The 14,249-nt window shown below is 43.1% G+C and carries 12 protein-coding genes; 5 read left to right on the top strand and 7 right to left on the bottom strand.

Going from position 1 to position 14,249, the window contains the following annotated elements:
• Positions 1-197 precede the first annotated feature (197 nt).
• Genes QUA42_RS26760 through QUA42_RS26750 form a run of 3 tightly spaced genes read left to right on the top strand, consistent with a single transcriptional unit; the run spans position 198 to position 3,636 of the window.
• Complete coding sequence (locus tag QUA42_RS26760) at positions 198-1,343, top strand: N-6 DNA methylase (RefSeq protein WP_333141603.1); 1,146 nt, start codon at positions 198-200, stop codon at positions 1,341-1,343.
• 53 nt (positions 1,344-1,396) lie between these two features.
• Positions 1,397-2,776 (top strand): restriction endonuclease subunit S, encoded by a 1,380-nt coding sequence (locus QUA42_RS26755; protein WP_333141601.1) that lies wholly within the window; start codon positions 1,397-1,399, stop codon positions 2,774-2,776.
• A gap of 59 nt (positions 2,777-2,835) precedes the next feature.
• Positions 2,836-3,636 (top strand): hypothetical protein, encoded by an 801-nt coding sequence (locus QUA42_RS26750; RefSeq protein ID WP_333141599.1) that lies wholly within the window; start codon positions 2,836-2,838, stop codon positions 3,634-3,636.
• A gap of 216 nt (positions 3,637-3,852) precedes the next feature.
• Here QUA42_RS26750 and QUA42_RS26745 read toward each other — a convergent pair whose 3' ends face one another.
• The 7 genes from QUA42_RS26745 to QUA42_RS26715 form a co-directional block, all read right to left on the bottom strand.
• Entirely contained in the window at positions 3,853-4,911 is a 1,059-nt protein-coding gene (locus QUA42_RS26745; RefSeq protein WP_333141597.1) for a potassium channel protein, read from the bottom strand.
• 125 nt (positions 4,912-5,036) lie between these two features.
• The gene (locus QUA42_RS26740; RefSeq protein ID WP_333141595.1) at positions 5,037-7,850 is read right to left on the bottom strand and encodes an LpqB family beta-propeller domain-containing protein; all 2,814 of its coding nucleotides are present in this window, start codon (positions 7,848-7,850) and stop codon (positions 5,037-5,039) included.
• Positions 7,851-7,860: 10 nt separating this feature from the next.
• Positions 7,861-8,391, bottom strand: a complete 531-nt coding sequence (locus QUA42_RS26735; RefSeq protein WP_333141593.1) for a type IV pilin-like G/H family protein — start codon at positions 8,389-8,391, stop codon at positions 7,861-7,863.
• A 107-nt stretch (positions 8,392-8,498) separates the two neighbouring features.
• Positions 8,499-9,032, bottom strand: a complete 534-nt coding sequence (locus QUA42_RS26730) for a type IV pilin-like G/H family protein (protein ID WP_333141591.1) — start codon at positions 9,030-9,032, stop codon at positions 8,499-8,501.
• A gap of 107 nt (positions 9,033-9,139) precedes the next feature.
• Entirely contained in the window at positions 9,140-9,658 is a 519-nt protein-coding gene (locus QUA42_RS26725) for a type IV pilin-like G/H family protein (protein ID WP_333141589.1), read from the bottom strand.
• Positions 9,659-9,774: 116 nt separating this feature from the next.
• Complete coding sequence (locus tag QUA42_RS26720; RefSeq protein WP_333141587.1) at positions 9,775-10,335, bottom strand: SPFH domain-containing protein; 561 nt, start codon at positions 10,333-10,335, stop codon at positions 9,775-9,777.
• A gap of 122 nt (positions 10,336-10,457) precedes the next feature.
• Positions 10,458-11,003 (bottom strand): NfeD family protein, encoded by a 546-nt coding sequence (locus QUA42_RS26715; RefSeq protein WP_333141585.1) that lies wholly within the window; start codon positions 11,001-11,003, stop codon positions 10,458-10,460.
• Positions 11,004-11,178: 175 nt separating this feature from the next.
• Here QUA42_RS26715 and QUA42_RS26710 point away from each other — a divergent pair, with 175 nt between their 5' ends.
• Together QUA42_RS26710 and QUA42_RS26705 are read left to right on the top strand one after the other, a co-directional pair.
• On the top strand, positions 11,179-12,981 hold the full coding sequence (locus QUA42_RS26710; protein ID WP_333141584.1) for an AAA-like domain-containing protein: 1,803 nt from the start codon (positions 11,179-11,181) through the stop codon (positions 12,979-12,981).
• 572 nt (positions 12,982-13,553) lie between these two features.
• Positions 13,554-14,228: a type IV pilin-like G/H family protein gene (locus QUA42_RS26705; RefSeq protein ID WP_333141581.1), complete on the top strand. Its 675-nt coding sequence runs from the start codon at positions 13,554-13,556 to the stop codon at positions 14,226-14,228.
• Positions 14,229-14,249 lie beyond the last annotated feature (21 nt).

The raw sequence follows: 14,249 nt of genomic DNA, 5'->3' as shown, positions 1-14,249 counted from the left end.
TTTTAAACTACGACTCATAAACGCACCATACAAGCTATCTCTCTATTATATGCAACTTCACATAAAATTGGTATGAGCAGGAACGCGAACCTGGGGTATTCACCGATCAAATTAATGTAGCTCCACCCGTTCTCGCCCAAGTTGTTGAACATTTAGAAGCTCTTTCACTCGATCGCACGGAACTTGATACAAAAGGCGTGGCTTTTGAGGAGTTCATGGGTGGGTTTTTTAAGGGGGATTTTGGGCAATACTTTACTCCCCGTGAACTAATTGCTTTTGCTGTTGAAGTTCTGAATCCACAGCGCAAACAGCTAGTTCTTGATCCTGCTTGTGGTTCTGGGGGATTTCTTCTCTATGCGCTCGATCATGTTCGCAGGGAAGCTAATCGCCGTTTTCCAAAATACAAAACTGATGCACGTGAAGGTGTAGAACATTTTAAATATTGGCACGACTTCGCACAACATAATCTATTTGGGATTGAGATTAATGAGGAATTAGCCCGCGTTGCCAAGATGAATATGATTATCCATGATGATGGTCATACTAATATTATTGGTCACGATGCTCTTGATTTTCTAAATAATCTAACTAAACTCAAATCCGAACTTGTACCCGATAAATTCGATTTAATCTTAACTAACCCGCCTTTTGGGTCGGTAGTCAAAAGCACTGAAAAAGAAAAAGGCTATCTCGATCAGTTTGAGCTACGCCGTTATTTGAATAAATCAACAACTGGTACAGAACCCGATGAGTCGGCACAAAGCGAAAGCAATGCCAAGCGAGGAGCAAAAGCGGTCAAGGAGCGTACTAGCATCAAAACAGAAATTCTGTTTATAGAACGGGTTCACTCCTATCTTAAACCGGGTACTGGTCAGGCGGGAATCGTGCTTCCTGATGGCATTCTGACCAATTCTTCGCTGCAAGGGGTAAGGAATTGGATGCTGTCGCATTTTCAAATTCTCGCGGTTGTTAGTCTGCCTCAATTTGCCTTTACTCATTATGATGCGGGGGTAAAGACGAGTATTGTTTTTCTCCGTCGCTTAAAGGATGGTGAGACAGTCCCCGATGATGCACCGATTTTTATGGCATTGGCGGAAAATATTGGTTACGATGCTACGGGACGGGAAACGTTTAATGTAACAGTTGAAAAGGAAATTGCAGGGAAAGAGAAAATAGAGCGTCATGGCTGTGACCTTTTTGAGTATCGGGTTTATTTTGAGTGGAGTACAGTTAATCCAAAGGAACAGGGGTGGAGTGAACGACACCGTGAGATTATTCCTGATACTGGATTGGTTGCTCAGTGGCGGGAGTTTCAAAGAGATCCGAACCCTTTTTTCGTCTAAGCCCTACCGAACAGTTAAATGCTTCATGTTTTGGAGTTCGGCAGGGCGAAGTTTTGAAACGAGCCGATTTTAATTTCTGGCGACTTACACCGTTCTTAAAAGAAAGGTTTGCTCATGCCATTTTTACTCCCGTATCTTTCGGTGAAGTGGTTACAAAAGTTCAGTACGGTTGCTCAAATTTGGCAAAATCTGAACCGCCAGGTGTAACTATTTTACGAATGAACAACCTTCAAGATGATGGTTGGGACTTAAGAGACTTGAAGTACATTGAACTCAGCGATAATCAGATAGATACTTATCGTTTATATTCAGGCGATCTCGTTTTTAATCGTACAAACTCTAAAGAACTTGTTGGGAAATGTGAAGTTTTCCGTGAAACGGGAGATTGGGTTTTTGCCTCCTATCTTATTCGCGTTCGTACTAATGACAAGCAGTTAGATCCACAATTTGCTTCAGATTTTTTAAGTACCTATACAGGCAGGCTTCAAATTGATCGGTTCTCACGGCAAATTATTGGAATGACCAATATCAACGCTGAGGAGATTCGTGAAATCCTTATTCCTTTACCTTCGCTATCAAAACAACATGAACTTGTTGCTGCAATGGATAAAGCGCGATCACAGCGACGACAAAAACTAGCAGAAGCTGATGCTCTCCTTTCCAGTCTTGATGAATTTATTTTAAATGCACTAGATATTAGCTTGCCATCCCCTGATAGTCGTAAAGCTTATGCTATTTGCCTATCTCAAATGCTGGGAGAGCGAGTTGATGCCTATTCAAACCAACCCTATTTTCAAAAATTGTTTACCACTATTAAGAGTTCACACCATCATCTAACAAATCTTGGTAATATTGCTGAACTGATTTTCTCGGGAACAACACCTCTAGCGAAAGGCGATGCTTACGTTGATCCACCCAATGGGGTTCGCTTTGTCCGAAGTGGTGAAATTACCAAGGAAGGTGGAGTAACCCCAACCAGTGAAGTTCATATTCGAGAAGAAATTCATAACGAAAAAATGAAACGATCCCAACTAAAAAGAGGAGATATACTGATTGCTATTGTCGGTGCAACTATCGGAGCAATTGGTATTGATGATTTCAATGAACCTGCCAATATTAATCAGGCTATAGCTGCTGTTCGTATTAGCTCTAATGATGTATTAGTAGAGTATGTTTGCTGGTATCTTCGATGCAGTTTAGGTCAAGGCCTTTTAGACTACTTTAAACGTCCAGTAGCAAGAGCGAATATCAACTTGACTGAGGTTGGCGAAATACCAGTTATTATCCCTTCTCAAGAGATTCAAAAATATATCATTGCTGAAGTACATAGTCGCCGGGAAGAAGCTCGACGTTTACGCTCCGAAGCAGAGACAGGTTGGCAAAATGCCAAACGATGGTTTGAAGAACAACTACTTGGAACTGCTCCACTATGAGGTTTGAATTTCTACTTTCTTACTGCCATACATCCAGCACTGAAATTCGCACAACATTAGTGGAAGTATTAACTAGAGTGCTAGAAGATAACCTCAATGAATTTAGCCTTGATGAAATTAAGCAAATGATTGTTCTTAATCACCAACGGCTAGGGAATGAAAAAACCGATGATGCTGGTAATAATTCTCAAAATATCATTCTTGGTTTGACCTTAGAACTACCAGAAGAAACGAAGGAAACCCAAAGCGTTTTAGATGAGTTCGCCGAAGCTTTATTAGATACGATTTCAGACTCTCATATTGTCAAATTTGAAGACTCATTACTTCACGACGATCTTGCTCGTTGGGCAGATGAAATTTTTACAGTCGAAATGAAGCTACGGCGTGTCTTAACCCTCATTTATTTTCATGCTTATCAAGATAGCGATCCTTATGAATTGCTAAAGGATGAAAAGGAGCAACCTATGGCAAAAGATAAACCTGATAGAAAGCAAATGAAAACAGCAGTAGATAATCAATTTTTTCATTTAACTTTCAGTCAATATGTCAATCTAAATACACGCCCCGATCTTAAAATCGGTGATTTATTAAAAAATATCTGCAACTCAGCCAACTATGATACCTTATACAGAGAAATAAATCGTAAGCCCATTGAAGATGAGGATGATGTTAATTTTTTAGCAGGTCTTAAAGAGCGTATGGGGGCAATTGAAAAAATGCGTAACTGTGTAGCTCACAACCGTCGCCCATCTCGTCGGGTTGTAGAAGATTACGATAATGCTCGCCCATTGCTGAAGAAGTTGCTTGATGATTACCTTAATAAGTGGACATGGAGAGAATTGGGTGAGGGTGAATCGTAGAATTTTTGGGAGAGCAAGATACTGCATAATTGTTAAACAAAAAAGGCTTTAATCAAATTTATTTTTGATACTTTTTCATCTCACCAAACATCAATAGACAGCGATCGCACCTCCCAAAAGAGCCAACTTCCCCAACCCAGTCGGCATTAACTCACTCGCCCGCCGAAACCGCCCCAAAAAAGGACTTGCATTCCTCACTACAAACCTGGCATGGTATTACTTGGGAGGCCGGGGGATGCGAAAACTCAGGGGACTGAGGATTTGATTGAGAGTTCGCAGTTGTTCAGCAGTGCCCAAACAAATCAGCATATCTCCTCCTTCGATCGCAGTTTCTCCGGTAGGCCCGACAATCAAAGTCCCGCCAGCGCGCCGCACTGCTAAAACCAAGGCCCCCGATTGCGATCGCAACTTGGCATTTCTCAAAGTTTCCCCAACGTAGACACAACTATTGGGATCGACCAAAAATTCTTCCATGTAAAAAGAACTATCGGTGCCCGTCAAAACACCATCTAAAAAATCCATAACTTGAGGCCGCAAAGCCGCCGCCGCCATGCGTTTTCCCCCGGTAATGTAGGGGGATACGACTGCATCGGCGCCGCCCCGCTGCAACTTCTTTACCGCTTCTTCTGTAGTGGCGCGGGCGATCGCCCGTACCTTCGGATTCAGAGTTTTCGCTGACATGACAGTGTATAAATTCTCGGCATCCGAAGGCAAAGCTGCTACTATGCAAATTGCGCGATCGATCCCCACACTCAGCAAAATTTCGTCCAAAGTCGCGTCTCCTTGGACAGCCGTGTACCCCAGTGCCAAAGCTGACTCAACCGAATGTACTGCCGAATCTATAACCACAAAAGAGATGTTTTCGGCCTGAAATTCCAAGGCAATTTGGCGGCCAGTACGCCCAAAACCGCAGAGAATGTAATGCCCGATCAAAGAATCTACCAATCGTCGCTGCTGCCTAATTCTTGCTCCTTCTTGAAAATATCCTTCAATCAGCGCTTCTGTAAAGCGGTTGACGATGAAACCAATCACAATCACACCCATCAAAATCAGGCATATGGTAAACATTCGCCCGCGTTTCCCGAGGGGCTGAAGTTCCCCGTAGCCGACAGTGGCTAGGGTAAAGACTGTCATGTAAGCGGCATCGAGCAAAGACCATTTTTCCACCAGGCAATACCAGAGAGTACCCGTGCAGAAAATGCCACCAAGAGCGATGACTCCATTTCTTAAGTCTTTTTGCAGGCGCTGGTACTTTTGTTCTAGAGTTGAATACACCGATCGGGCTGACCTATTACCTATTACCTGCTACCAATTTTAACGATATCAGCCCTAGACACAGGGGCGGTCAAAAAGCCAGTTTCTGCCTAGATACTTTGGTGCCAAACTCAACATTTTGACTCTTAACCCGGTTTTTTTTGCGTGAGTTCCGACTGAGTTCCAATCCCGTCGCAGAGGTGTCGATTGTTTTGATTTGCGATCGGATTTGTCTGAAAATAATTGCGGGCTCCATCGCAACCCTGCAGCAATAAATCGTCAAGATTAAAATTCCACAGCATCACCGTACCGTCAGCACTAGCACTAGCGATCGCCTTGCCGTCTGGACTAAAACTCGCACTCCAAACAGCATCCTTGTTACCTTTTAAAGTTTGGAGCAATGTACCGTCAATGTTCCACAGCCTCACCATTTTGTCTGTGCTTGCAGATAGCAACATTTGACTGTCGGGACTAAAGCTGATATTTGTCACTCCACTTGTATGCTTTAAAATACTTAGCGGTATGCCGTCTTTGCTCCAAATTCTCGCAGTTCCTCCAGCACCTGCAGCCGCCACCATTGCTCCGTCTGGACTGAAAGTTACACTCATAATTTTATCACTTTCCATCTGTAAAGTTCGGAGCAATTTGATATCGGTGCTGGCTTCGATTGACTGCTGTTTTTGCAACTTTTCCACAATCTTTCTCAAATTCCAAAGTTTGACAGTGCCATCAGTACCAGCCGCAGCAATTATCTGACCGTCTGGGCTAAAACTGGCGCTGGTTATCCAACCTCGCTCCACTTTTAAACTTGACAATTCTTCACCGTTTATTTTCCATAGTTTAACTGTTCCATCGGCACTTGCTGAAGCAATAATTTTACCATCGGGACTCAAAGAGACGCTTGTTATTTGACCGCTGTGTCCTTTTAAATCATGAAGCAATTCGCCATTTTTTTGCCAAATTTTGACAGTTTGATCGTCGCTGGCAGAGACAATGATCTGACCGCTAGAATGAAAAATAGCCCTTCTAATTTTATCAGTATGCCCTGTCAATGTTGCTTGTAAAGTTCCATTAGTTTGCCAAAGCTTGATATAATTATCATCGGTAGCAGTCACAAGTGTTTGACTGTCGGGACTGAAACTCACGAAAGCGAGGGTACTCGCTTGACTCTGCAAGCGGCGGCGTTCCCGAAAGTTGTAAACTGCCTGTTCGAGGGCGATCGCCACTCGCATCTGAATATCTGAGCTCACTCCGAGCGATCGTTTCATTTCTGTAACAGCTCTGATGCTTTCTAGCAAAGCTTCTTCTTTTTTATCTGCGGCAAATAGCGTTTCTGATAGCAAACTGAGAGTGAGAATTTTGTTGTTTCTTTCTTCGATTGACGGTTTAACCCAAAAAGCTACTATCAGGATTGATATTAATATGACTGCGGCTCCTGTAACTGTTTGCACTCTCAGTTGTTGCTCGCGCCAAAGTTTAACTGCAATGGCTTTTTTCTGCTTTTGTGCTTCGCTTAGTTCCTCTAGTAACTTTTTTTCGCGGCGCAGTTGTTCAATTTCAGTTTGAGTTTGTTTTTCGCGATCGCGCAATTTGGAAAATTCCGCTTCTTGACTCGCACCTAAAAATTGATAATCTTGCGTACTCAAGCTTTTATTTGCCGCCCACTGTCGGGCATCTTCCAGTGCTTGACCCCGCAACAAGCGAGATTCGTCTTGACAATTTGTAGCTATCCATGCTGTTAGGGATTCAGCATAGGGGCGCAAGTCGCCGAGTGCTTTTTCTACCCAGTCATGGCTGAATATAGCTGCGTAAATGCGGTTGGATACGGTTAATTTTCCGGCTCGTTTTACTACTAATCCGCTCAGCCGCAATTCTGTTTGTTCGGGAGTATCATCCGCCCAGATTCCTCCTACCAGGGCGGGCACGGGGGCACCGCCCCTACAATCGGGGGGTTCTGAAAGTGGCAATATTTTTTGATATAGTCCTAATAACCTATTGGCGTGGTGCTGACTTCTGAGAAGGCGATCGCGAATTGTTTTAATGTGTACCGGTTCATCTGACGATTCCCAATTATCAATAATATGAGACTGCACTATCTCGCTAATTAATAATTTATTTATAGTCAAATTGTTAGTTTGGCTTTCATCGGTTGAATCTGATATAATAGACGCCGAAGCTAAGCTTTTTACATGGTGCAGAATCAGCTTGCAAAGCTTTTGAGTCAGAAAGGGCTGCCCTCCAGTCCAGTCCAAAATCTCTTTTAAAACCTCTTGAGTATTGTCTACTTTTCCCTCAAATCCCTTGGCTAAAGGCAGAGCTTCCTGTAAGTTAAAACCGTGCAATTCAATAGCTAAACCGATATTAAAGGGCGTGCGAGTTGCATCGCTAATTAAATCCGATGGCGTAGCTACTCCCAGCAAAGCAAATGTAATGCGCTGGTATTCTGAATTGTGAGCGCGTTTATTGTAGCAACATCTAATTAATGCAAAGAAATCATCTAGCGGTTCTTGGAAACTCAGAACGCTATCAATTTCATCAATAAAAATGACCAGGTTTTGAGAAATTTTGACCAGCAGCAACTCTTCAATTAACTCTCCTAAGCGCTGCACCGGCGGCATCAACTCTCTCTCCCGCCACCAAGTCATAAACTCGACTGGGTTAAACAGGTTGAAACTGCACAATAGCTTGTAAGCGACGCCGCCGTACCACTTATCTAGAGAGACTTGCTGGTTGCCAATGTCCGAAAGGTCGATCGTAGCACAAGCAATGCCATCAGCCGAGAGTTTTTGTACAGTTCGCACTAGCAAACTGGATTTGCCCATTTGTCGGGAATTGAGCACGTAACAAAACTCTCCAGCTTTGAGGGCTTGATAAAGTTCTGAGTCAGCTTGTCGCACTACATAAGTAGGTGCATTTTGCGGGAGACTGCCGCCGATTTGATAGTGGTAATCGACTGTCATTATATTGCCTCTATTGATAACTTTGTCTCAGTTCTATGGTGCCTGTAGCACAAGCAATTTTACCATTTTTATAAGTTGGTTCTGGTGGTTTAATTGTACCAGCAGAATCAGCTCCGCACAATATAGATGTGGCCGTTATTTGAGTTTTAGAAGCATTTGACTCAACTTTTGTAGCAGGAATTACCAAGACACCACCCACAAAGCTTTTAAGGTCTTTTTGCTTTGATACTCCATAATTAAATGTTGCTTTTTTTGTGGTCAGAAGGGAATATTTGTAATTTTCAGTCTCGGTTTTAATAATGCGAATTCCTAAAGCCTTAACAGAAGTGCTAAAAACACTTTTTTCGGCAAAATAGGCTTGCTGCCGTTTGTTGATTAAGCTAATATAATCTCTGGGTTCCCATTGCTTGTTGATCCTAACCCTAACCTGAAAGGATGGCACAACAAATACCCAAGCCAATACTCCCATCACCATTAAACTCACTAAGCATCCACCAACATTTGATGCAAGGCTAGCTGATTTATAATTTTGTTGATTCATTGTTTTGTCTTCTCTCTATTTGTTGTAAAGGCTTTAGCGCGGTAAATACCAATTGAAGGTCGATTTAAGGTTAGTAATTGACAGTCCTTATTTTGCGTGCATTTAGATTATTCTGACCATTTTTTTGTGCCTTTACCACAAGCTATTTTACCATTTTCATAGGTGGGCTCCGCTGGTGTAATTGTACCGCGAGAATCAGCTTGGCACAATATGGACGTTGTAGTTCTTTCCTCTTTAGCAGAATTTGGATCAAACTTTTTAGCAGGAACAATAAAAACACCACCGACATAACTTTTGGACTTGTTTCCCTTTGCTACTGCATAATTAAATGCTGCTTTCTTAGTGGCACGAATTGAATACTTGAAATGTGTTGTCTCTCTTTCAATGCCAATTCCCAAAGCCTTAACAGAACTGGAAAAAGCATTTTTTTCTGCAAAATAGGCTTGCTGACCTCGGTTCACTGAGCTAACATACTGTTGCGCTTGAAATGTCATATATGATGTCATATACTTATCATGCGCGCTATCACCCAGAAATGTTGGCATAGCGATCGCACCAATTGCTCCAATGCCCATTAAAAGCAATAAGCATCCGCAACCATTAGGTGAAATTCTAGCTGATTTAGAATCTTGTTGACTCATAGTTTTCTATCCTCCCTGTTTGTAGTAAAGACTTTACTCCGGTAAATCTCAATTGAAGGCCGATTTAATATTGGTAATCGACTGTCATTATATTCCGTATAGTTAAATTATTTGGGCACTTGTGTTGTGCCTTTCCCACAAGCAATTTTACCATTTTCATAGGTGGGCTCCGCTGGTTTAATTGTACCGGGAGAATCACCTTGGCAGAATATGGATATTGTTGTTATTCCATCTTTAGCCGCATTTGGCTCAACTTCTTTAACAGGAACTAAAAAGACACCGCCGACATAACTCTTAAGTTGTGGTTGCTTGGAGACTCCATAATTAAAAGCAGTTTGCTTTGTGGCGCTAACTGAATACTTGTAATTTGTTGTCTCCGTTTTTATCCCAAGTTCCAAAGCATTAACAGAACTGGAAAAAACACTTTTTTCGGCAAAATCTGCTTGCTGAGCTTTGTTCATTGAGCTAACATACTGTTTTGCTTCCGACTGCTTGCTTCTATTGGTATTATTTAGATAAAATGGCAGAGCTATCCCATTTATTACTCCAATACCGGTTATAAGTAATAAGCATCCGCAACCGCGACAAGCTGCATTTCGAACTATTGATTCTTGATTCTTAGTCATGGTGTTGTCTCCTTAAATGGTATATACAAGGCGAATTAAATTCGGCGAGGCTGAGCCTCTGGAACTGCGTTACCAGGAAGAGCCTGGTAACGAGGAAAAGGAGGGAATACTAATCTCTAAGCTCGCAGCTTTTGTACTTCTTTCCGGTCAATGGATGTTGGCTGAACCACTTTACTGCCGATCGCAAAATCGCGCAATTCCACTCTCGTAAACTTCACACCCCAAGGATCTGTCGCTGTATCCAACTCCTCTACTAAAGCATTATTGATTTCATGGCGAGCCGTGTAAAGTTCCTCCATAGATAATGTCGCAATGTGAGTCCGAATTGAAAGAATCAGCATATTTAACATCGCTTCCTTGAGATTCTGCACTTTGTAGGAAGCTTTTTCTAAGTCAATTATTCGCCAGTAAACAATAAATTCAACGGTGATGGCAAGGCGATCGCGCGTCGTGCATTGTTGCGGTGGCAGGTTTAAAATTTGCTCGCGCAGAGTTTGTTTATAAGCCACTGTTTCGACAAAGGGAATCAAAAAAGTCAAACCTGGTTCGAGTTTCTTGCGATCGTACTTTCCGAAAATTTCAACTAAGGCCTCATCTCCTTGACGGACGATTTTGACGCTGCTGGCTAAGGATACTCCGGTGATTGCAAACAACACCATCAAAAAATACTGATACATAGTGAATCTCCTGGTAAATAGTTGACAGTTGACAGTTGACAGTTGACAGTTGACAGTGATTTCTTAGTCCGCGAAGGCGGAATTTGTTTGTGTAGAAGCGATTTCAATCGCCGATCGAGGAGCTAACTGTTGATGTGAATTAATCTGTCAGGTACAACAATCAGCGTGTTTCCTTCGCGGCGCAAAACGTAAACTTTTTGTCTGGGTGCGATCGCCCCTTGGGAATCTTCATTGCGAGCTTTCCACGAAGCCCCTTCATAAATCACCATTCCGGTTTCTCCGGGGAAAATCTCGGAGATTGTTGTCGCTTCGGTTGCTTCGGGAATCACAAACTTTTTGCGAACAATAAAAATCGGTCGAATCCAAATGCTCAGCGCGAGGGCTATCCCCATCCAGTAGAAGATTTGCCAGTCAAAATCTTCATACATTATGTTCGCCCAACTAAACTGAAATGCTACAGATCCTCTCCACAAAATAAAGGATTCAATTAAAGCCGAAGCTCCCATCATTAGCAGGTAAAATCTGTATTTTTGGGGCTGAGTTTTGATGATTAATAGCTCGATCGCACTAAGCACAACTCCGAGCAGCAGCCAGAATAGGGGCGGGGTGAAGGCGAAACCTGGTTGATTAGTGGCTGAGGCCAGCGACCAAATTAGGATAGAATACACAATGCTCTTACCTCGTTTTGATGGGATTCAACCTTGTTATTTCTAATCTAATCAGGTGGCTATTTGAGTTGGCGACTGAGTTATTTGAAAAATCATCGACTTTTCATCGACTTTTCATCGACTTTAGGGACGGTTGGCATTTATGATGGTTTCAGTGTTTTGATTGTGATAAGCAATGCCACGATCGCTAAGGGTGCGCGAAGAGTGCATTCGCGCAGTTAAATCCTGTCTCCTGAGAAATGGCTTTCCCAGTCAGAAAATCCTGGCTGAGGATTTAGGGATGGCGCAATCTACTGTCAGCCATTTTCTGAATGGCAAGCCTGTGGATTATGCCAATTTCATCGAAATTTGTCGCGGATTGGGCCAGGAATGGCGCGATATAGCCGATTTTGACGCGAATTCAGAGCCAGAGGAGGTAGTGCTGGTGAGCGCCAAAGTGGCGATCGTCTTCGAGGGCTTTCCTTCGGATCGCTTCGCTAACGCCAACGCCCGATCGACCTCAAACACCACCCTTTCTCAGCAGTTACACCAAGCTTTGAGTGCGGGAGGCCATGAAGTCTTTTTTATTAACAACAGCAGCGACTCAGCCTCATATTTAAAGCGTTGCGATTATTTGCTGTTGCTGATTTCCCAAGAATCAGCCGCTAGCGAAATGATATTGGAACAAGTGCAGCTAGCCAAAGAACTGCACAATTCAACTGCTCATAAACCCGCAATTTTACCAATTTTACTTGAATTAAATACACCGCTTTCTTTTGATTTACTGAGCTACTTAGCAGGAATTCAGCCCTGGCTGTGGCGCGGTGTTGGCGACTCATTTAAGTTATTATCACAAATTTTAACCATTATCAAAGAAGGTCGCACATCGTTAACTGCCGACCATGAATTAGCTGTAGAATGGAACGCAATTACTAGCACCAAACAGTCAATAATTCAACCTCTGCCAGCAGCGCAGCCTGAATTGCCGGGAGGACAAGTTGAAATAGCTTCTCGTTTTTATATCGATCGCCCTCCCATCGAATCCCGCTGTTACGAGACGATCGCCCAACCGGGAGCGCTAATCCGCATAAAAGCACCCAGACAAATGGGCAAAACTTCCTTGATGGCGAGGATTTTGCATCACGCAGAACAGCAAGGTTCTCGCACGGTAGCGCTGAGTTTTCAGCTAGCCAATAGGAAAATATTCGCTAATTCAGACACATTTTTGCAGTGGTTTTGTGCTAGCATCGGTCAAGAGTTAGGAATGCTGGAGCAGTTGCCCAAGTGTTGGGAATTAGCCGATTTGATTGGCAGCAATCAGTGCTGCAAGGCTTATTTTGAACAGTATTTGCTGTCTGAATCCTCAAAACCTCTGACGTTAGGGTTGGATGAGAGCGATCGCCTGTTTGAATCGCCGGAAATTGCCGACGACTTTTTTGGGTTATTGCGAGCTTTACACGAAGAAGCAAAACGGCGAGATATTTGGAAAAAATTGCGTTTAATTGTGGTGCATTCTACGGAAGTATATATCCCGCTGGATGTGAATAAATCGCCGTTTAATGTCGGGTTGCCCATTGATTTGCCTGAGTTTAATTCCCAGCAAGTGCAAGACTTAGCAGCGCGACACGGAATTAATTGGAGTGCTACAGAAGTGGCAGAAATGATGGCGCTAGTGGGAGGACATCCCTACTTAGTGCGGCTGGCTATGTATCGCATTGCCTGTCAAGATGTGACTTTAAATCAATTGCTGAAATCGGCGGCAACCGAGGCAGGAATTTACAGCGACCATTTGGGCCGACATTTGTGGAATTTAGAAAAATATCCAGAATTAATCGAGGCGATGAGAGAGGTTTCGAGTGTGTCAAAGCCAGTCCGATTAAGGCTAGAAGTAGCGTTTAAATTAAACAGTATGGGGTTGGTGAAACAGGAGGGCAATTATTGCAGTGCGAGATGCAATTTGTATGAGGAGTATTTTCGCGATCGGCTAAATGCCAAATAATATCGAATTATTGAACAGCGAAGATGCTAAGGACACGAAGGAAGAACCCCCCACCCCCCAGGGCAGTTTCATTATCAGAAAAACCAGGATTTTGTAGGGGTAGTGCCAAGAGTGCCTACCCCTCCCCAGCGACGCGATCCATTGGCATTGCAGCGATAGGACACGGACACGGAGGCACCGCCCCTACGAAAAATGCAACCGCCCTGCCCCCTTGGAGGGAATCGGGGAGAGAACAAGTAGATCGTTTTCTGCCGGGAAAGGAGTAATGAAAAGTCGATGAGAAGTCGATTAAAACTCACTCAAGTTCTCAAATAGCGACGTGATTTAATAAAAATAGAGTAGAAGCAAGGCACAGTAGGCGAGGTTTGCAAGCCCCACCGCACTCAATGGACTGGATGAAAACGACGCTAAAAATAACTTGCTTGTTTTTCTTGGCATCGACTGTTCGATTAGGCGATATTGGACAAGATACCCGTGCACTCGCTGTTTGACTCTACAATCCCCATGTGTTTACGCCGGGGAGTATGTCAATCACTTGAAAACTACTCTGCTAACACATTTGGACAACCACCATGCAGCTTAAAAAAAATCCTCAAATCGAGGCACTCAACAAACAAGCAGTATCGAGAACAACCATGCAGCTTAAGACAAACCCTCAACTCGATGCACTTAACAAACAAGCGGCATCTTCAGAAAAAAACCTTCCCCCTGACAAAAAAAGTAAATCTTGGGTAGGAATCTTACTGAGGATCACTTTTATTTACTTTCCTCTGGGCAGCATAATAGTTGGTGCGCTCGCCCTTCCTTCTGTTGTCGGTTGTGGTGGCGGGAAGAAAGCGAAGCAATCAGAAGGTAAACAATATGTTAGCGCAATGAACAAAGGTCAACAAGCAATATACGCCGAGGATGGCGCATTTTCCAATTCCGTTAATGCCCTAGGTCTCGGCATTAAAACTCAGACAACCAACTATAACTATTCAACCATATCTACCAAAAATTCTGCCTTTAGTTATGCTGTAGCCCGCAGCAATAATCTTACTAGCTATGTCGGGGCTGTATTTTTAGTACCTGTTTCCAAAGCAGCTAACAAAGAGCTGACTACTGTATCGATTCTGTGTGCAGCAAATTCTCCTGGAAATACCCAACCGCCTGCTCCTATCCTTCAGAATGGTAATCCTGTCTGCGCTGCTGGTATAGCAATCCTAAATCATTATCATGAGTACGGTACAATTATATGCAATACTTGATTATGACAAAAAAAATGAATA

The organism is Microcoleus sp. Pol11C2, from assembly GCF_036701505.1.
Lineage (GTDB): Bacteria > Cyanobacteriota > Cyanobacteriia > Cyanobacteriales > Microcoleaceae > Microcoleus.
This window is presented reverse-complemented; position numbering and strand designations above follow the sequence as displayed.

What these genes read in the sequence shown, in the direction of transcription:
- QUA42_RS26740 (WP_333141595.1), bottom strand. Translation starts at nt 7,850, where the DNA reads ATGACAGTCGATTACCACTATCAAATCGGCGGCAGTCTCCCGCAAAAT.
- QUA42_RS26735 (WP_333141593.1), bottom strand. Translation starts at nt 8,391, where the DNA reads ATGAATCAACAAAATTATAAATCAGCTAGCCTTGCATCAAATGTTGGT.
- QUA42_RS26730 (WP_333141591.1), bottom strand. Translation starts at nt 9,032, where the DNA reads ATGAGTCAACAAGATTCTAAATCAGCTAGAATTTCACCTAATGGTTGC.
- QUA42_RS26725 (WP_333141589.1), bottom strand. Translation starts at nt 9,658, where the DNA reads ATGACTAAGAATCAAGAATCAATAGTTCGAAATGCAGCTTGTCGCGGT.
- QUA42_RS26720 (WP_333141587.1), bottom strand. Translation starts at nt 10,335, where the DNA reads ATGTATCAGTATTTTTTGATGGTGTTGTTTGCAATCACCGGAGTATCC.
- QUA42_RS26710 (WP_333141584.1), top strand. Translation starts at nt 11,179, where the DNA reads ATGCCACGATCGCTAAGGGTGCGCGAAGAGTGCATTCGCGCAGTTAAA.
- QUA42_RS26705 (WP_333141581.1), top strand. Translation starts at nt 13,554, where the DNA reads ATGCAGCTTAAAAAAAATCCTCAAATCGAGGCACTCAACAAACAAGCA.